16 protein-coding genes and 1 tRNA gene are annotated in these 18,232 nt (G+C 72.7%); 10 read left to right on the forward strand and 7 right to left on the reverse strand.

The window, feature by feature from the left end:
• Positions 1 to 36 precede the first annotated feature (36 nt).
• On the forward strand, positions 37 to 1,020 hold the full coding sequence (locus ACZ66S_RS25025; RefSeq protein WP_469903738.1) for an aldo/keto reductase: 984 nt from the start codon (positions 37 to 39) through the stop codon (positions 1,018 to 1,020).
• Positions 1,017 to 3,302, forward strand: coding sequence for a helix-hairpin-helix domain-containing protein (locus tag ACZ66S_RS25030; RefSeq protein WP_469903739.1), 2,286 nt, complete (start codon positions 1,017 to 1,019; stop codon positions 3,300 to 3,302). The genes ACZ66S_RS25025 and ACZ66S_RS25030 overlap by 4 nt, the downstream gene beginning before the upstream one ends.
• 56 nt (positions 3,303 to 3,358) lie before the next feature.
• On the opposite strand, the gene ACZ66S_RS25035 is transcribed toward ACZ66S_RS25030, so the two are convergent.
• The gene (locus ACZ66S_RS25035) at positions 3,359 to 4,027 is read right to left on the reverse strand and encodes a hypothetical protein (RefSeq protein ID WP_469903740.1); all 669 of its coding nucleotides are present in this window, start codon (positions 4,025 to 4,027) and stop codon (positions 3,359 to 3,361) included.
• Between the two features lie 47 nt (positions 4,028 to 4,074).
• Here ACZ66S_RS25035 and ACZ66S_RS25040 point away from each other — a divergent pair, with 47 nt between their 5' ends.
• Positions 4,075 to 4,263 (forward strand): DUF5703 family protein, encoded by a 189-nt coding sequence (locus tag ACZ66S_RS25040; RefSeq protein ID WP_007380901.1) that lies wholly within the window; start codon positions 4,075 to 4,077, stop codon positions 4,261 to 4,263.
• 61 nt (positions 4,264 to 4,324) lie between these two features.
• Here the strand turns inward: ACZ66S_RS25040 and ACZ66S_RS25045 are convergent, their stop codons facing one another.
• From ACZ66S_RS25045 to ACZ66S_RS25055, 3 genes are all read right to left on the reverse strand, one after another.
• Entirely contained in the window at positions 4,325 to 5,158 is an 834-nt protein-coding gene (locus ACZ66S_RS25045; RefSeq protein ID WP_469903741.1) for a chaplin, read from the reverse strand.
• 149 nt (positions 5,159 to 5,307) lie between these two features.
• A complete protein-coding gene (gene chpH, locus ACZ66S_RS25050; RefSeq protein ID WP_007380902.1) occupies positions 5,308 to 5,541 on the reverse strand; it encodes a chaplin ChpH in 234 nt (77 codons plus the stop codon).
• A 146-nt stretch (positions 5,542 to 5,687) separates the two neighbouring features.
• The gene (locus ACZ66S_RS25055; RefSeq protein ID WP_469903742.1) at positions 5,688 to 7,013 is read right to left on the reverse strand and encodes a M20/M25/M40 family metallo-hydrolase; all 1,326 of its coding nucleotides are present in this window, start codon (positions 7,011 to 7,013) and stop codon (positions 5,688 to 5,690) included.
• Between the two features lie 197 nt (positions 7,014 to 7,210).
• Here ACZ66S_RS25055 and ACZ66S_RS25060 point away from each other — a divergent pair.
• The 4 genes from ACZ66S_RS25060 to ACZ66S_RS25075 all read left to right on the forward strand — a co-directional run bounded on the left by ACZ66S_RS25060 (position 7,211) and on the right by ACZ66S_RS25075 (position 13,335).
• Positions 7,211 to 7,298: transfer RNA gene (locus ACZ66S_RS25060), tRNA-Leu, on the forward strand.
• 286 nt (positions 7,299 to 7,584) lie between these two features.
• Positions 7,585 to 11,451 carry a Pls/PosA family non-ribosomal peptide synthetase gene (locus ACZ66S_RS25065; RefSeq protein WP_469903743.1) on the forward strand — a complete coding sequence of 1,289 codons (3,867 nt, stop codon included), beginning with the start codon at positions 7,585 to 7,587 and terminating at the stop codon, positions 11,449 to 11,451.
• Positions 11,452 to 11,528: 77 nt separating this feature from the next.
• Positions 11,529 to 12,893, forward strand: a complete 1,365-nt coding sequence (locus ACZ66S_RS25070) for a M1 family metallopeptidase (protein ID WP_469903744.1) — start codon at positions 11,529 to 11,531, stop codon at positions 12,891 to 12,893.
• Between the two features lie 37 nt (positions 12,894 to 12,930).
• Positions 12,931 to 13,335, forward strand: coding sequence for a YchJ family protein (locus ACZ66S_RS25075; protein ID WP_469903745.1), 405 nt, complete (start codon positions 12,931 to 12,933; stop codon positions 13,333 to 13,335).
• Position 13,336: 1 nt separating this feature from the next.
• Here the strand turns inward: ACZ66S_RS25075 and ACZ66S_RS25080 are convergent, their stop codons facing one another.
• On the reverse strand, positions 13,337 to 14,038 hold the full coding sequence (locus ACZ66S_RS25080; RefSeq protein ID WP_469903746.1) for a FadR/GntR family transcriptional regulator: 702 nt from the start codon (positions 14,036 to 14,038) through the stop codon (positions 13,337 to 13,339).
• Between the two features lie 138 nt (positions 14,039 to 14,176).
• Here ACZ66S_RS25080 and ACZ66S_RS25085 point away from each other — a divergent pair, with 138 nt between their 5' ends.
• From ACZ66S_RS25085 to ACZ66S_RS25095, 3 genes are all read left to right on the forward strand, one after another.
• On the forward strand, positions 14,177 to 14,683 hold the full coding sequence (locus ACZ66S_RS25085) for a gluconokinase (RefSeq protein WP_469903747.1): 507 nt from the start codon (positions 14,177 to 14,179) through the stop codon (positions 14,681 to 14,683).
• A gap of 45 nt (positions 14,684 to 14,728) precedes the next feature.
• Positions 14,729 to 16,126, forward strand: coding sequence for a GntP family permease (locus tag ACZ66S_RS25090; RefSeq protein ID WP_469903748.1), 1,398 nt, complete (start codon positions 14,729 to 14,731; stop codon positions 16,124 to 16,126).
• Between the two features lie 108 nt (positions 16,127 to 16,234).
• Positions 16,235 to 16,834 carry a YdcF family protein gene (locus tag ACZ66S_RS25095; protein ID WP_469903749.1) on the forward strand — a complete coding sequence of 200 codons (600 nt, stop codon included), beginning with the start codon at positions 16,235 to 16,237 and terminating at the stop codon, positions 16,832 to 16,834.
• A gap of 17 nt (positions 16,835 to 16,851) precedes the next feature.
• Here the strand turns inward: ACZ66S_RS25095 and ACZ66S_RS25100 are convergent, their stop codons facing one another.
• The gene (locus tag ACZ66S_RS25100) at positions 16,852 to 17,472 is read right to left on the reverse strand and encodes a cytochrome b/b6 domain-containing protein (protein WP_469903750.1); all 621 of its coding nucleotides are present in this window, start codon (positions 17,470 to 17,472) and stop codon (positions 16,852 to 16,854) included.
• Complete coding sequence (locus ACZ66S_RS25105; protein ID WP_469903751.1) at positions 17,456 to 18,184, reverse strand: molybdopterin-dependent oxidoreductase; 729 nt, start codon at positions 18,182 to 18,184, stop codon at positions 17,456 to 17,458. The genes ACZ66S_RS25100 and ACZ66S_RS25105 overlap by 17 nt, the downstream gene beginning before the upstream one ends.
• Positions 18,185 to 18,232: the final 48 nt, after the last annotated feature.

Raw genomic sequence — 18,232 nt, forward strand, 5'->3', positions numbered from 1 at the left:
CCACGCGACAGGTTCTGGCCAGTAATCTCGGCGTCCATGGAGCAGAGGCATCTCGGCCGTACCGGCCTGCGCGTGTCCCGCATCGGGCTCGGCACCCTCACCTGGGGCAGGGACACCGACGAGCACGACGCGGCGGACCTCCTGAAAACGTTCTGGGAGGCAGGCGGGACGCTGGTCGACACGGCGGACGTGTACGGCGACGGGGAGGCCGAGTACCTCCTCGGCCGCCTCATAGAGGGCCTGGTCCCGCGCCGGGACCTCGTCATCTCCACGAAGGCGGGCAGCGTCCCCGACCCGGACGTCCGCGTCGACGCCTCGCGTGGCCACCTGCTCTCCGCGCTGGACGACTCACTGGCCCGCCTCGGCACGGACTACGTCGACGTGTGGCACATCCACTCCTACGACCCCCACACCCCGCTGGAGGAGACGCTCCAGGCCCTCGACCTGGCCGTCAGCAGCGGCCGCGCCCGCTACGCCGGGGTCTCCAACTTCTGCGGCTGGCAGCTCGCCAAGGCGGGGACCTGGCAGTTGGCCGCGCCCGGGACGCGCACCCGCCTGGCCGCCACCCAGCTCGAGTACTCGCTGCTCCAGCGCGGGGTCGAGCGGGAGGTGCTGCCGGCCGCGCTCGACCTGGGCATCGGACTGCTGCCCTCCTCGCCCCTCGGCCGCGGTGTCCTGACGGGCAAGTACCGCAACTCCACGCCGGCCGACTCCCGGGGCGCCTCGGAGCATCTGGCGCCGTTCGTCGCGCCGTACCTCGACGACACCGCGAGCCACATCGTGGACGCGGTGACCACGGCGGCCGACGGGCTCGCGGTGACCCCGCTCCAGGTGGCCCTCGCATGGGTGCGGGACCGGCCGGGGGTGACCGCGCCGATCGTCGGCGCGCGCAACTCGCAGCAGCTCACGGCGGCATTGTCAGTGGAGGCCCTTAGTCTTCCTGACGAGATCTGCCGGGCGCTCGACGATGTGTCGGCGCCCGTGCACCGCTATCCCGATCACGACTGGAGCACGCTGTGAGCACGGAGCCGGAGCCCACGGAGAAGACCGAGCCGGGCACGCGGAGCGCCGCGCCGGAGCCGGAGGGCACGGAGGAGACGCCGGCGCAGGAGGCGGACGGCGCCGAGGGCGACGAGGCGGTCACGGGCGAGTCGGCCGGGAGCGAGGCAGGTGACCCCGAGGGCGGCGACGCGGAGAAGGCCCGGTTGTCGGAGGCCGAGGCCGAGTTGGCGGCGCAGCGGATCGAGCGGGAGCGGATCGCCCGGCGCAAGGCCGAGAAGCAGGGACCGATCGAGAGCGGGACCAAGCTCAGCGGCAAGGCGGCCGATCTCCTCGCCGCCGTACGGGCGGTGGAGAGCGGGGCGAAGCCCGTGGCCGCCGTCTTCAGCGAGCCCGAGTCCCCGCGTCGGCCCGCCCAGGAGGCGGCACGGCCCCGGCCGGTGTCGGCGGAGGCAGCCGGCGTCGGTGTCGGTGTCGGCGGTGCGGCCGGTGCCGTCGGCGCGCCCGTGCCGGAGACCGTGGAAGCCGTACGGCTGGTGCTGGCCGGGGGCGGCGCACCGGAGGCCCTCGCGGCGCAGGTCGCCGCCGTCCTCGGGGACGGGGCCGAAGACGAGCTGCGGGCCGACCCCTGGCAGTTGCTGCGGGTCGCGGGCGTACGCCCCGAGCAGGCCGACGGGTTCGCGCGGGCGCTGCTCGGCGCGGAGTGCGCGCCGGACGACGAGCGGCGTGGACGGGCGGTCACCGTCTGGCTCCTGGAGCAGGCGGCCCTCGCCGGGCACACCGCGCTGGAGATGCCGGCGCTCACCGCAGCGCTGGCCCAGCGGGGCGTGCCGGACGCCGACGCGGCCGTGCAGAGCACCCTCGCCGAGGCCGAGGCACTCGTCTTCCAGGACGCCCTGGACCCGGCGGCCCCGGAGCCGGCGGAGGACGACGAGGAGGAGGGCGCGGAGCGGCCGGTGCGGATCCTGGTGGGTCTGGAGCGGTACGCCCTCGCGGAGGAGAGCCTCGCCGACGGACTGGCCCGGCTGATCAACTCGGTGCCCAAGGAGGACGGTTCGGCCGAGGGCTGGGAGCGTGCCGCGGCGGCGGCCGAGGGGTCGGCCGCCGAGCTGATCCGTGCGGTCGCGGCGGGCGGTCTGGTCCTGCACACCGGCGGCGAGGCGTCCCTCGCGGAACCGGCGGCGCTGCTGGCGGCGGCGCGAGGGCTGGGACTGCGGGCGTGGGCGGCCGTGCACAGCCCGCTGGGCCGCGACCGCTTCGGCGCCCTGCTGGAGGCCGGCCGGCCCGCCGCCAGCCGGCCCGCCACCGATCAGCCCGTCACCACCGATCGGCCCGTCACCACCGATCGTCCAATCGCCACCGTCGCCGGGCTGCTCTCCGGTGCCGAGGGGCCCGGGCGGGATGCCGACGGGGCGTTCGACCTCGACCTGCTCGTCGTGCTCGACGCGCCTCAGCTCGACGTGGAGACGGCGGCGCTGCTCGTGGAGTCCCTGCCGGACGGGGCGCGGCTGGTGCTGGCCGGTGACCCGGCGGTGCTGTGGTCGGCCGGGCCCGGGCGGGTGTTCGCGGATCTCCTCGCCGCGCGGATCTGTCCGCAGATCGCCTCGCGCAGGCCGGACCCCGGCCCCCTCGGCGAACTGGTCTCGGGGATCGGCATCGGGGAGCTGAACCAGGTCGAGGCCCCCGGCAAGGAGGTCGTGATCGTGCCGGTGCGGGACGCCGGCGAGGCCGTGCACCGGACCGTGCAGTTGGTCGCGGACTCGGTGCCGCGGGCGATCGGGGTCCCCGCCGAGGAGACTCAGGTGATCACCCCGGGACACGGCGGCGCGGCCGGCACCCGCGTCCTCAACGCGGCTCTGAAGGAGCGCCTGAACCCCGGCCCCGGCCGCTTCGGCGGGTTCGACCCCGGTGACCGCGTCGCCTACTCCCCCGTACCGGGCCGTACGCTCCCGGGCCAGGTGGTGGGGGCCGACGCCGACGGGCTGCGCCTGATCTGCTCCGGGGAGCCCGTCGTCGTACCGAAGGAGCGGGTGGAGCAGTCCGTGCGGCACGGCTGGGCGCTGACCGCGCACCAGGCGGTGGGCGGCCGCTGGCCCGCGGCGGTCGTGGTCCTGCCCGGGGACGCGGCGCAGGCCCTCAGCCGGCCCTGGGTCTACACGGCGTTCGGCCGGGCGGACCGGCACCTGTCCGTGGTGCACGGCGTGGAACAGGCCCTTGCGCGCGCGGTCGCCGAGATCCCCGCCAAGCCCCGGACCACCCGGCTGCCCACGCTCCTCAGGACCCAGTCACCGACGACGGGCTGACCGGAAAAGGAGCGCGGCCCCGGAGACGGTGTCTCCGGGGCCGCGCTCCTTTTGTCTCAGGGCCGGTCCACGTCCAGCGGTTCCAGGTCCTCGTCACCGGAGTCGGGCCCGTCGGCGTCGTCGTCGAGCTCGTCGTCGAACATCGCGCTGACGTCGAACCGGCACACCACCCGCTCCACGTCGACCTGCTCGAACGGCGTTTCCAGCCACTCCCCCGGCTCGGCCGGTTCGTCCGCCGCGGTCACCCACAGCGTGGAGTCGCCCTCCTCCAGCCCGAACTCCTTGTGCCGGGAGGCGATCTCGTCGGGCTCGAACTCACCGAACAGCACCTCCAGCGCGCCGTGCACCGTGCCGGAGGCCTCCGTGCCGAGTCCCTCGTCGGCCGCCTCGACCCGCTGGGCCTGGGCCAGCAGCCGCTGCGGCTCCACCACGGCGTAGTCGCGCCGGATCAGCACGCTCAGCGCGTTCGGCTCCTCGGGGCCCGTGTACGGCGGGGCGTCCTCGGCGCCCGGGATCTCGAAGGGGGTGACCTCGTCGTAGCGGTCGTAGAGCAGCTCGTCGTACACCTCGGCGGCCGCGGCCAGTTCGTTGAAGGCCTCGTAGACGGCGGGGTCGTCCTCCCCCGACCTGCGTTCGACCGCGGCCAGGTGGCGGTCGAGCGCGGTCTTGACCGCCTCGGCGGCGGCACGTACCTCGGCAGCGGTGGGCTGCACAGCATCAGACATAGTGCAGACGCTATCCGTAGCGGGCCCCGGCCCGCACAATAGATGCGATGCCGGAATACGAATTTGTCGACGTGTACGTACCGCGCGGGGTCTCCCGCAAGGACGCCACGCGTCTGCTGACTGACCATGCCGAGTACGGACACTGGGAGTTGGACCGACTGAGCCTCATGCGCGACGGCAGCCGCAGGGTGCGGTTGCGCCGGCGGATCATCCGCCAGGTGCGTGCCACGTGGTGAGGCAGGACGAACGGAGCGGGCCCCGCCGAGGCGGGGCCCGCTCCGTTTCACGCGGCCGGTGCTAGGCCGAGGCCCGTGCCCTGCGGTAGAGGACCGCGCCCGCCAGCAGCGCTCCGGCGCCCACCGGGACGGCCAGCCCGATCGGCAGGTCGCTGCCGGTCTGCGCGAGCTGGGCGCTGCCCAGGGACTGGGCGACCGTCTGGGCGCCGGGGTGGTTGCCGCCGCGCGGGGTCTCGGGGCCCGCCGCGGGGGAACCGGGGTGGCCGGGTTCCACCGGGTTGCCGGGGTGGCCCGGGTTGCCGGGCTGCTCCGGGGTGCCGGGCTGCTCCGGGCCCGCGGGCGGGGTGTGCTGTCCGCTGCCGCCGGCGCAGTCGTTGCCCATGGCGGGGTTGCCGATGCCGATGACGTCGACGCTGTTGCCGCAGACGTTCACGGGGGCGTCGACCGGGACCTCGACGTGGTTGCCCGAGCCGACGCCGGGCGAGCCACCGGTGTGACCGCCGGCGTGCGAGCCGCCGGAGCCTCCCGAACCACCGGAGCCGCTGCCTCCGGAGCCGCCGTGTCCGCCGGGCCCGTGCCCTCCGTGTCCGCCTGAGTGACCGCCCGAGTGACCGCCGCCGTGGCTTCCGGAGCCGGGCGATCCGCTGCCGCCGCCCTGGTTGGCGCACTTGTTGCCCATCGCGGGGTTCAGGACCCCGACGACGTTCACGGTGTTGCCGCACGCGTTCACCGGCGCGTGCACCGGCGCGGACACCGTGTTGCCGGAGAGCACGCCCGGAGAGTTGGCGCTCGATCCGCTCGCGCCCGCGTCCGCGTGGGCGGCGCCTCCGGCGGCGGCGATCACTCCGGTCGCGGCCGCCACTGTCATCAGGCTCTTGCGGGTGACTTGTCGCATGTACCCAATCCCTGCTTTCGACCTTGTCTCGAAATTCCGCTGAATCGCGGATCTTTTTCTTTTCGAAAAGGCCGGTCGGCCCCGGAGCGCATGGCTTGCACTCCGGGGCCGACGGGCTCATCCCTGTTAACTAAGGGCGAGGCACAACGTCACTTGTTGATGCACGTGTTGCCGAAGGCGGGGTTCAGCAGGCCGATCACGGAGACCGTGTTGCCGCAGACGTTCACCGGGACGTGAACGGGAACCTGCACGACGTTGCCGGACAGCACACCCGGGGAGCCCACAGCAGCACCCTGCGCACCCGCATCGGCGACGGCAAGGCCCGCGCCCGCGAGAACCAGGCCACCAGTAGCAGCCGCAGCGGCGACGACCTTCTTGATCATTATTCCTCCTTGTTGGCAATGCGATCCCAAGCAGCGGATCACATGAGTTGTAACGAGGAGGGAGTAATGGGGATACGAGCTTATGAGCGCATTCACCCTTCCCGGCCGATCTCGTACGCGCGGCCGAATAAGCGCGTCAACATGCGTCAGCTCGCGTCGATGAACCGGTCGAGAACCCGCACGCCGAACTTCAGCCCGTCCACGGGCACCCGCTCGTCGACCCCGTGGAACATCCCGGCGAAGTCCAGCTCCGGGGGCAGCTTGAGCGGCGCGAAGCCGAAGCCGCGGATGCCGAGCTCGTCGAAGGACTTGGCGTCGGTGCCGCCGGAGAGCATGTAGGGGATCGCCTTGGCGGCCGGGTCCTCGGCGACCAGCGCGGACTGCATGGCGTCCACGAGCGCGCCGTCGAAGGTGGTCTCGACGGCCTTGTCGGCGTGCACGTCCTCGCGCCGGACCTTGGGACCGAGGATCTTGTCGAGGTCGGCGAGGAACTCCTCCTCGAAGCCGGGCAGGAAGCGCCCGTCGACGTGCGCGGTGGCCTCGCCCGGGATGACGTTGACCTTGTAGCCGGCGCCGAGCTGGGTGGGGTTGGCGGTGTTGCTGAGGGTCGCCCCGATGAGCTTGGCGATACCGCCGAGCCGGGCGAGCGTGCCCTCCATGTCCTCCGGGTCCAGCTCGGTGCCCAGCGCGTCGCCGAGTTCGTCGAGGAAGGCCCGGGTGGTCTTGGTGACCCGCACGGGGAACGTGTGCCGGCCGAGCCGCGCGACCGCCTCCGACAGCTCGGTGATGGCGTTGTCCCGGTGGATCATCGAGCCGTGCCCCGCGGTGCCGGCCACGGTCAGCTTCATCCAGTGCATGCCCTTCTCGGCCGTCTGGATCAGGTAGAGCCGCCGCTGCTCGTTCACCGTGAAGGAGAAGCCGCCCACCTCGCTGATCGCCTCGGTGACGCCCTCGAAGAGGTCCGGGTGGTGGTCGACGAGGTGCCGGGCGCCGTACGTGCCGCCCGCCTCCTCGTCGGCGAGGAACGCGAGGACGATGTCCCGGGGCGGCCTGCGGCCGCTGCGCAGCCGGTCGCGGACGACCGCCAGGGTCATCGCGTCCATGTCCTTCATGTCGACCGCGCCGCGTCCCCACACGCACCCGTCCGCGACCTCGCCGGAGAAGGGGTGGTGGGTCCAGTCCTGCGCGTTGGCCGGTACGACGTCGAGGTGGCCGTGGATCAGCAGGGCGGGCCGGGACGGGTCCTCGCCCGCGATCCGGGCCACCGTGGAGGCGCGGCCGGGGTGCGACTCGTAGATCTGCGGGTCGAGCCCCACCTCGGCGAGCTTCTCCGCGACCCACTCGGCCGCCTCGCGTTCGCCGGGTCCGGAGTGGTCGCCGTAGTTGCTGGTGTCGAAGCGGATCAGCTCGCGGCAGAGGTCCACGACCTCGTCCTCGCCGGTGACGCCCCTGGCCGTGTCCGTGTCGCTCACGCTGTTCCTCCCGCTGTCACTGCTGGTGGTTGCCCTCATCCTCTCTCCGCGCCCCGGTCCTCCCCAAGACCGGGCCCGGCCCGTCACACGCCGTTCACGCACCCCCGGGGCAGGGACGGGGGGTGATCGGGCCCCTTCGAAAGCCTGGTAATGTTTCCTTCGTCGCCGCGAGGGAAACCCCGCACGACAGACACCTTGTCCGGGTGGCGGAATGGCAGACGCGCTAGCTTGAGGTGCTAGTGCCCTTTATCGGGCGTGGGGGTTCAAGTCCCCCCTCGGACACCAGCCGAATCCCCTCGGCCGCTCAGGCGGCCGGGGGGATTCGTCGTGTGCGGCCCCTCGTTCGCTGTATGTGGGGCATCTCTCGCTCGCTGTGAAGATCACCAGGTCAAGGGCGCGCGGCGGCTCGGTCCCGTCCCCCGAACGGCCTTGGCGGGTCGCCGTTTCGAGGGCGCGAACCTAGCGTCGTACTAAAATTTCCGGCTTGTTACGAGCTGGACCCGGACAACCCCAGGCAGACCTGCGGGCCCGCCAGCGCCCCGGAGGCTCCGGGATCGAGACGCGAGGACCGATGGCAGCCATAGACGAGAGCAGCGCTCTCGGCCTGCTCGACGAAGAGCTCAGCGCAGAGATCCACGACCGGTTCGGTGACACCGCCCGTTTCTCCGGGGGCCCCGCCTCCTCCCCCCGCACCCTCGTCGACGTCCTCGACGCGTCCGTGCGGTCCTTCCCCGACGAGCTCGCCCTGGACGACGGCACGACCCGGCTCACCTACCGCGCGCTGGCCTCGGAGGTCGAGCGACTGCGCGGGCGGCTCGCCGCGGCCGGGGTGGGTCTCGGCGACCGGGTGGGCGTCCGGGTGCCGTCCGGCACCAACGACCTCTACGTCGCGATCCTCGCCGTGCTCGCCGCCGGTGCCGCCTACGTGCCCGTGGACGCCGAGGACCCCGACGAGCGGGCCGAGCTGGTGTTCGGGGAGGCCGCGGTGCGGGCCGTGATCGGTGCCGGGCACGAGTTGACCGTCAACGGCCGTGGTGAGGCCCCGGCCGTCCGGCCCGGCGCCGGGCACGACGCGTGGATCATCTTCACCTCCGGCTCCACCGGCAAGCCCAAGGGCGTCGCCGTCTCGCACCGCAGTGCCGCCGCCTTCGTGGACGCCGAGGCCGCGCTGTTCCTCACCGACGACCCCATCGGTCCCGGTGACAGGGTCATGGCGGGGCTGTCCGTCGCCTTCGACGCCTCGTGCGAGGAGATGTGGCTGGCGTGGCGGTACGGGGCCTGTCTGGTGCCGGTGCCGCGCTCCCAGGTCCGCAGCGGCGCCGATCTCGGTCCCTGGCTGGTCGAGCAGGAGATCACCGTGGTCTCCACGGTGCCGACGCTCGCCGCGCTGTGGGAGCCGGAGACCCTCAACGACGTACGGCTGCTGATCTTCGGCGGGGAGGCGTGTCCGCCCGAGCTGGCGCAGCGGCTGGTGACGGAGGGCCGGGAGGTGTGGAACACCTACGGGCCGACGGAAGCGACCGTGGTGGCCTGTGCCTCGCTGATGTCCGGCGAGGAGCCCATCCGGATCGGGCTGCCGCTGGACGGCTGGGAGCTGGCCGTCGTCGACGAGGCCGGGGAGCCCGTGCCGATGGGCGCCACCGGGCAGTTGGTGATCGGCGGGGTGGGTCTCGCCCGGTACCTGGACGCCGGGAAGGACGCGGAGAAGTACGCCCCGCTGGAGTCGCTGGGCTGGGAGCGGGCGTACCGCAGCGGTGACCTCGTGAAGGCGGAGCCCGAGGGGCTGGTGTTCCTCGGGCGGGCCGACGAGCAGATCAAGCTCGGCGGCCGGCGGATCGAGCTCGGGGAGGTCGACGCGGCCCTTCAGGCGCTGCCCGGGGTGGCGGGAGCGGCCGCCGCCGTCCGCACCGCCCGCAGCGGCAACCAGCTCCTCGTCGGGTACGTCGTCACGCAGGACGGCTGGGACCACGCGGCCGCCGTGGAGAAGCTGCGGACCGAACTGCCCGCCGCGCTCGTGCCGTTGATCGCCACCGTCGACGAGCTGCCGACCCGGACCTCCGGCAAGGTGGACCGCAACGCGCTGCCCTGGCCGCTGGAGGGGCTCGAGAGCGGCGGGCCCACCGAGGAGTTGTACGGCACCGAGGCCTGGCTCGCCGAGCAGTGGGCGGAGGTCCTCGGCATCCCGGTCTCCGGTCCACGCGACGACTTCTTCGCGATCGGCGGTTCCAGCCTGGCCGCCGCCCAGTTGACTACCCGGCTGCGCACCCGCTACCCGAGCGCGGCCGTCCTCGACATCTACCAGCGGCCCACCCTGCGGAAGTTGGCCCGCCATCTGGAGGAGTCCGCGCAGGACGACGGGGCGACGCGGGTGGTCGCACCGGTGCCGGTCCGGGCCCAGGTGGTCCAAGTCCTGCTCCTGCTCCCGCTGTTCGCGCTGATGGGGCTGCGCTGGATGGTGCCGCTGGCCGCCGCCGGGAACCTCCTGCCGTCCTACGGCTGGCTGCCGACCGCCTCCTGGTGGCTGCTCGGCGCCGGTGCCGTCGTCCTGTTCAGCCCGCCCGGACGGCTCGTGATCGCCGCGGGCGGGGCCCGGTTGCTGCTGCGGGGCGTCCGGCCCGGCCGCCATCCGCGCGGTGGCAGTGTCCACCTGCGGCTGTGGACGGCCGAGCGGCTCGCCGAGTTCAGCGGGGCGACCTCGCTGACCGGCTCCTGGCTGGAGCGGTACGCGCGGGCGCTCGGTGCCAAGGTCGGTCCCGAGGTGGATCTGCACTCGCTGCCGCCGGTCACCGGCCTGCTCAAGCTGGGCCGGGGCGCTGCCGTGGAGTCCGAGGTGGACCTGTCGGGCTGGTGGCTGGACGGCGACCGGCTGGAGATCGGCCAGGTCAAGGTGGGTGCGCACGCTGTCGTCGGCACGCGCAGCATGCTGTTCCCGGGTGCCCGGGTCGGCAAGCGGTCCGAGGTCGCGCCGGGCTCGGCGGTCACCGGGCAGATCCCGACCGGTCAGCGCTGGGCGGGCGCGCCCGCGGTCAAGCTCGGCAAGGCCAAGCGCAACTGGCCGAAGGAACGGCCGGCGCGGGGCACGTACTGGCGGGTGATGTACGGCCTCACCGGTCTCGCGCTGACCCTGCTCCCGGTGCTGGCGGGCGGCGCAGCGTTCCTGGTGGTCCGGCCCTTCGTCGCCGGTTCCGCTCCGCTGGCCGGCGCCTTCCTCGCCCTGGTCCCGGCGACGCTCGCCTTCGGGCTGGCGTACGCGCTGCTGCTCCTGGTCTCGGTGCGGCTGCTGAGCCTGGGGCTGCGCGAGGGGACGTATCCGACGCACAGCCGGGTCGGGTGGCAGGCGTGGACCGTCACGCAGTTGATGGACCGCTCGCGCGAGACGCTGTTCCCGCTGTACGCCGGGCTGGTCACGCCGGTGTGGCTGCGGCTGCTCGGGATGCGGATCGGGCGCGGGGCCGAGGTGTCGACCGTACTGGCGCTGCCCAGTCTGACGACTGTCGGTGAGGGCGCGTTCCTGGCCGACGACACGCTGACCGCGCCGTACGAGCTGGGTGGCGGCTGGGTCAGGATCGGGCGCGCGGAGATCGGGCGGCGGGCGTTCCTCGGGAACTCGGGGATGACGGCGCCGGGGCGGACCGTGCCGGACGGCGGGCTGGTCGGGGTGCTGTCGGCGACGCCGAAGAAGGCGAAGAAGGGCACGTCGTACCTGGGGCTGCCGCCGGTGAAGCTGCCGCGGAGCGCGGCCGACAGCGACCAGAGCCGGACGTACGAGCCCTCGGCGGGGCTGCTGTGGGCGCGCGGTCTGGTGGAGCTGTGCCGGATCGTGCCGGTGTTCTGCTCGGCCGGGCTCGCCGTGCTGACGGTCGCCGCGCTGTGCGTGCTGGGGGCGTGGGCCTGGCTGCTCGCCGGGGTCGTGCTGCTCGCGGCCGGTGCGGCGGCCGGGCTGGTGTCGATGCTGGCGAAGTGGCTGCTGGTGGGGCGGCACCGCAGCGGGGAGCACCCGCTGTGGAGCGGCTTCGTGTGGCGCAACGAGCTCGCGGACACCTTCGTCGAGGTGCTGGCGGTGCCGTGGCTCGCGGGTTCCGTGCCCGGTACGCCGGTGCTGACGGCGTGGCTGAGGGGACTAGGGGCCCGTATCGGCAGGGGCGTCTGGGTGGAGAGCTACTGGCTGCCGGAGACCGATCTGGTGACGCTGGAGGACGCGGCCACCGTGAACCGCGGCTGTGTGCTGCAGACCCACCTCTTCCACGACCGGATCTTGCGGACGGATACTGTTGTTCTCCGTGAGGGCGCCACGCTGGGCCCTGGCGGGATCGTGCTGCCCGGCAGCACGATCGGGGCCCGCACCACGCTGGGCCCCGCGTCGCTCGTCATGGCCGCGGAGTCCGTCCCGGACGACACCCGCTGGCTCGGCAACCCGATCGAGGCATGGCGGCCCTGAACGCGGGCCACCCGGAGTCGGTGGGCGGTGCACCGGCGGATCCGAGTGGCGACGCGGCGCAGGGAGCGGAAGCGGCAGTGGCAGTTCAGCAGGCGGCGGGTGCGGACCCGTACTTCCCTGACCACGGTGACGTCCGGTACCGGGTGCACCGCTACGAGCTCGCGCTGGACTACCGCCCCGCCCCGAACCGGCTGTCCGGGAGCGCCCGGATCAACGCCATAGCGGGACGTTCGCAGCTCGCCGAGTTCCTGCTCAACCTCTCCGACTTCAAGATCGGCCGGGTGCGGGTGGACGGCCGCCCCGCGCACTACTCGCACCGGGGCGGGAAGCTGCGGGTCCGGCCGGCGAAGCCGGTGCGGCCCGGGGCCGCGTTCACGGTCGAGGTGCAGTGGTCGGGCAACCCCAGGCCGGTGCAGAGCACCTGGGGCGGGCTCGGCTGGGAGGAGCTGGAGGACGGGGCGCTGGTGGCGAGCCAGCCGATCGGGGCGCCGTCCTGGTACCCGTGCAACGACCGGCCCGCGGACAAGGCGTCGTACCAGATCTCGGTGACCACGCCGTCCGCCTACGCGGTCGTGGCGGGCGGGCGGCTGCTGACCCGGACGACCAAGGCGTCCACGACGACCTGGGTGTACGAACAGGCCGCGCCCACCTCCAGCTATCTCGTCGGGCTGGCGATCGGCAAGTACCAGACGGTGCTGCTGGGCGATCCGGGGCCGGGTGGGGTGCCGCAGCACGGGCACATCCCGGCGCATCTGCTGCCGGAGTTCTCCCGGGACTTCGCGCGGCAGCCGCAGATGATGGAGCTGTTCCAGGAGCTGTTCGGGCCGTATCCGTTCGACGAGTACGCCGTCCTCGTCACGGAGGAGGAGCTCGATGTGCCCGTGGAGGCCCAGGGGTTGTCGCTGTTCGGCGCCAACCACGTGGACGGAGCCCGGGGTTCGGAGCGCCTGGTCGCGCACGAGCTGGCACACCAGTGGTTCGGCAACAGCGTGTCCATCGCCGACTGGCGGCACATCTGGCTGAACGAGGGGTTCGCCAAGTACGCCGAGTGGCTGTGGTCGGAGCGCTCGGGAGGCCGTACGGCCCAGCAACTGGCCGCCGCCGCGCACCGGTTGCTGTCCTCGCTCCCCCAGGACCTGCGGCTGGCCGACCCCGGCCGCAAGTCGATGTTCGACGACCGGCTCTACGAGCGGGGCGGACTCACCGTGCACGCGCTGCGCTGTGCGCTGGGCGACGAGGTGTTCTTCCGGATGCTGCGCGGCTGGGCCGGGCTGCACCGGGGCGGGGCGGTGACCACGGCGACGCTCGCGGCCCATGTCAACCGGTTCGCGGACGAGCCGTTGAACGGGCTGTTCGACGCGTGGGTGCACGCGGCGGCGCTGCCGTCCCTGCCGACGCTGGGTCCGGCCAGGCCGGCGCATCCCCCGACCAACGCCGGCTAGGGCTTCGCACGGGCCGGGTTGCGGGAGAATGGCGATCATGTCCCGACGTGCCTCGAAGCCCCGCCCGCGTGCCGCCTCCTCCTGCCCCTGCGGTCTCCCGGAGCCCTACGACGCCTGCTGCGGGCGTTTCCACCGGGGCGAGGCGGCGGCGCCGACCGCCGAGGCGCTGATGCGGTCGCGCTACTGCGCCTTCGTGCAACTGGAGCGGGAGTACCTGCTGCGCACCTGGCACCCCCGGACCCGGCCCGGCGCCCTGGACCTCGACCCGGGCATGCGCTGGACCGGGCTGGAGATCCTGGACACGGTCGACGGATCGGCCTTCCACAGCTCGGGGACGGTGACGTTCCGCGCCTCGTTCCGGGGCGGCTCCCTGCACGAGCGCAGTCGTTTCGAGCGGGTCGACGGGGCCTGGGTGTACGTCGACGGGGAGTTCCTCGACTGAACTACGGGGCGAGGATGTCGAGTTCCTGGAGGGCGCCCTCGGCGATCTCGCGGGTGAGCTCCTCGGCGTGGCCCGCGTCGCCCGCACGGATGGCCTCGGCGAGCCGGACGTGGAGGGTGACGGCGGCCGGGTCGGGGTCCTCGAACATGACCTCGTGGCGGGTGCGGCCGGTGAGGACCTCGGCGACGACGTCCCCGAGGCGGGCGAACATCTCGTTGCCGGAGGCGTTGAGGATCACCCGGTGGAAGGCGATGTCGTGGAGGAGGTAGCCCTCCAGGCGGTGGCCCTTGGAGTGGGCGACCATGCCGAGTGCGCACTCGGTGAGTTCGGCGCACTGCTCGGCGGTCGCGTGCTTCGCGGCCAGGCCCGCCGCCACCGGCTCGATCGCCGAGCGCAGCACGGTCAGTGAGCGCAACTGCTGGGCGCGGTCGGCGCCGTCGAGGCGCCAGCGGATGACCTGGGGGTCGTAGACGTTCCACTCGGCCTTCGGGCGGACCGTCACGCCCACGCGGCGGCGGGACTCGACCAGGTGCATGGACTCCAGGACCCGGACCGCCTCGCGCATCACGGAACGTGAGACATCGAAACGCTGGGCGAGCTCGTCGGTGCGCAGAACGCTGCCCGGAGGGTACTCGCCCGCGGTGATCGCGGGTCCGAGGGCGTCCAGTACGCGTCCGTGCAGCCCCCGGCCCGATGTGCTCATGCACTCAGAGTACGGGGCGCGTCACACCCAGAAAAAGTCAGACTTATTTGTCACAGGGTCTTGTATTAGTCCTACCTAATCGGTTTCAGTAGCTCGACATCAGAGGTGTCGACGAGGACAGCGGACAGTGAGGCAGTGATGAGTACCCCGAAGGTCGTCGTGGTCATGGGCGTCGCGGGCACCGGGAAGACCACCATCGGTCCCCTGCTCGCGGCCCGGCTCGGCGTTCCGTACGCCGAGGGCGACGACTTCCACCCCCCGGCCAACATCGCCAAGATGTCGGCCGGCACCCCGCTCACCGACGACGACCGGTGGCCGTGGCTCGACGCCATCGGCTCCTGGGCGCACGGGCGGGCGGGACTCGGCGGGGTGGTCAGTTGCTCGGCACTGAAGCGCTCGTACCGCGACCGGCTGCGGGCCGAGGCGCCCGGGGTCGTCTTCGTGCACCTGGCGGGCGACCGCTCCCTCATCGAGGACCGGATGTCGCACCGGCAGGGGCACTTCATGCCCACCGCACTGCTGGACTCGCAGTTCGCCACGCTCCAGCCCCTCCAGGAGGACGAGGCCGGGGTCGTGGTGGACGTCGCCGGCAGCCCGGAGGAGATCACCGGGCGGGCCGCGAAGGCGCTCGCCGAACTCCCGTAACACCCCTTTCCGACATACGTCCCCGTACCTGCAAGGGAACCCCCCGTGACCAGACTCAGCGTCGAGATGCTGGCAGCGGACGCACCCGAGCCGATCACCTCGGCCGGTCACGCCCAGCTAGGCATCGCCGTCCTGGCGGGCATCGCCGTCATCGTTGTACTCATCACCAAGTTCAAGCTCCACGCCTTCCTGTCGCTGACCCTGGGCACGCTCGTGCTCGGCGCGGTCGCCGGAGCGCCGCTCGACAAGGCCATCACCAGTTTCACCACCGGGCTCGGCACCACGGTCGCCGGCGTCGGCGTGCTGATCGCCCTCGGCGCGATCCTCGGCAAGATGCTCGCCGACTCGGGCGGGGCCGACCAGATCGTCGACACGATCCTCGCGAAGGCGGGCGGCCGTTCGATGCCCTGGGCGATGGTCCTGATCGCCTCCGTCATCGGTCTGCCGCTGTTCTTCGAGGTCGGCGTCGTGCTGCTGATCCCGGTCGTGCTGATGGTCGCCAAGCGCGGCAACTACTCCCTGATGCGCATCGGCATCCCGGCCCTCGCGGGCCTGTCGGTGATGCACGGCCTGGTCCCGCCGCACCCCGGTCCGCTGGTCGCGATCGACGCGGTCGGCGCCAACCTCGGTGTCACGCTCGCGCTCGGCGTCCTGGTCGCCATCCCGACGGTGATCATCGCCGGTCCGCTGTTCTCGCGGTACGCGGCCCGCTGGGTGGACGTGCCGGCCCCCGACCGGATGATCCCCCAGCGTGCCTCGGAGGAACTGGAGAAGCGCCCCGCCTTCGGCCCCACGCTGGCCACGATCCTCCTCCCGGTCGTCCTGATGCTGTCCAAGGCACTGGTCGACATCGTGATCGACGCCCCGGAGAACCTCACCCAGCGCGTCTTCGACGTCGTCGGCTCCCCGATGATCGCCCTGCTGGCCGCGGTGCTCGTGGGCATCTTCACGCTGCTGCGCCCGGCCGGCTTCGGCAAGGAGCGGCTCTCCCCGCTCGTCGAGAAGGGCCTCGCGCCCATCGCCGGCATCCTGCTGATCGTCGGCGCGGGCGGCGGCTTCAAGCAGACCCTCATCGACTCCGGTGTGGGGCAGATGGTCCTGGACATATCCAAGGACTGGTCGATCCCGGCGCTCCTGCTGGCCTGGCTGATCGCGGTGGCGATCCGGCTCGCGACCGGCTCGGCCACGGTGGCCACGATCTCCGCGGCCGGTCTGGTCGCCCCGCTCGCGGAAGGCATGTCGACCGGGGAGACGGCCCTGCTCGTCCTCGCCATCGGCGCCGGCTCGCTCTTCTTCAGCCATGTCAACGACGCCGGGTTCTGGCTGGTCAAGGAGTACTTCGGCCTGGACGTCGGCCAGACCATCAAGACCTGGTCGATCATGGAGACGATCATCTCGGTGGTCGCGGGCGGTCTGGTGCTGCTGCTGTCGTTGGTCATTTAGACGTACGGCCACGGGGCACCCGGGCGGGCGAGGCGCGGTTCTCCGGCCTCGCCCGTCCGCCGTTCGCGGCATGGAGGAGCGGCCCCGCGGTGCCCTAGAGTCGCCCCCATGCGGCGAAGGACGGGACTGGTGGTGGCCGGGGCCGCGGCTCTGGCCTGGGGCGAGTGGCTGAACCGGCGCTGGTCCCGCGCACTCGTGGGCGACGGCCGGGGCGCCACCTCGGCCGTGGTGGTGCTCGGGTACCGCAACCCCGGGGACACCGCGAACCTGATCAACCGCTGGCGCGTCCGTGCCGGAGTCCGCTCCCTCACCGCCGACGGTACGCACGGGGCCCGGCTGATCCTCAGCGGCGGGACGACCGGCAGCGGCGCGACGGAGGCCCGTCTGATGGCCGACTACGCGAAGTCGGCGCTCGGTTACGACGGCCCGGTGCTCCTGGAGGACCGGTCCACGACGACGTGGGAGAACATCACCCACGTGATCCCGCTGCTCGAGGACGTGGACCGCATCAAGATCGTCTCCCAGCCTGCCCACGCCCTCAAGGCCCGCGCCTACCTGCGGCGGCAGCGCCCGGACCTCGCGGCCCGGCTGGTGCGCGCGGACGACTACCGCCCCGGCGAGTGGATCGTGGTCAAACCGCTGCTGGCGCTGTACGGACTGTGGTCCCTGCGCGGCCTGCGGTCCGAGGAGCGCGGGGCCACGCCGTAGGCAGCCCGCACGTCACGCTACGGCCGCCACAGCGGATGTTCCCGCTCGGCCCACTCCCGGCTGACCGAGCCCGTCCGCAGGCCCCGCCGGGCCTCCGGGTCGCCGAGGGCCATGCCGATGTGGCCCGCGAGGACGATGCCGATGGTGAGGGCGAGCCAGTCGTGGACGAAGGTCGCGCTGGTGCGCCACTGGATGGGGGTGAGGTGGGTGAACCACATCAGCAGGCCGGTGCCGAGCATGACGAGGGTCGCGCCGGCGATCCAGGCGGCGTAGACCTTCTGGCCCGCGTTGAACTTGCCCGCGGGGCGGGACATCCGGCGCTTGTCGCGGCGCAGGGCGGCGCGCAGCCAGACACGGTCGTGCGGGCCGAAGCGGTTGAGGAAGCCCAGGTCGGTGCGGAAGGCGCGGGAGGCAAGGCCCACGAGGGCCGGCAGCGGCAGGGCCAGGCCCGCCCATTCGTGGATGCGGACCACCAGCTCGCGGCGGCCGACGAGTTCGGCGAACTGGGGGATGTACAGGCAGGCGGCCGTGGCCACGCAGACGCCCATCAGGGCGGCCGTCGTGCGGTGCACCCACTTCTGGGAGCGGCCGAAGCGCCGGATCCGTGCGTGCGGCGGGGCGTCAACTCGTAGGTTCATCGTCCCGCCCGTTCGAACGGCCGACCCAGGCGTCCACGTCGTAGCCCCGGTCCTCCCAGTAGCCCGGCTCCACGTCCTCGGTGACGGTGATGCCGGACAGCCACTTGGCCGACTTGTAGAAGTACATGGGGGCCACGTAGAGGCGGACCGGGCCGCCGTGGGAGTGGCCGATGTCCTTGTCCTGCATGCGCAGGGCGACCAGGACGTCCGAACGGCGGGCCTGGTCCAGGGTGAGGCTCTCGGAGTACGCCCCGTCGAAGCAGGTGAAGCGCACGGCGCCCGCCTTGGCGGTCACTCCGGCGGCGTCCAGCAGCGCGGACAGTCGTACGCCTTCGAACGGCGTGTGCGGGACCCGCCAGCCCGTCACGCACTGCACGTCCTTGACCATCCGGGTCTGGGGCAGCGCCCGCAGGTCGGCCAGGGTGTAGGTGCGGGGGCGGGAGACCAGGCCCTCGATCGTGAGGCGGTAGTTCCCGGCGTCCTTGTGCGGCACGGACGAGGTCACCGAGTAGTAGCGGAAACCGCCGCCGTTGGGCAGCAGACCGGTCAGGCCGGTGGGGTCCTTGTCGGCGGCGCTGCCGAGGAAGGCCTCCAGGCCGCGTTGCAGGGTGGGCGCGGCGACCACGCCGAGCGCGCCCAGGCCGAGGGTGCCGAGGAGGACCCGGCGGCCGATCGGGGTGCCCTGCCCCTCCTCGGGTGTGTCGGTGTTCACCCAGCCATTCGAACACCCGCGACCCCGGCGGGGCCAGGACTCGCGGGT

It is taken from the genome of Streptomyces sp. NPDC107471, assembly GCF_055582845.1.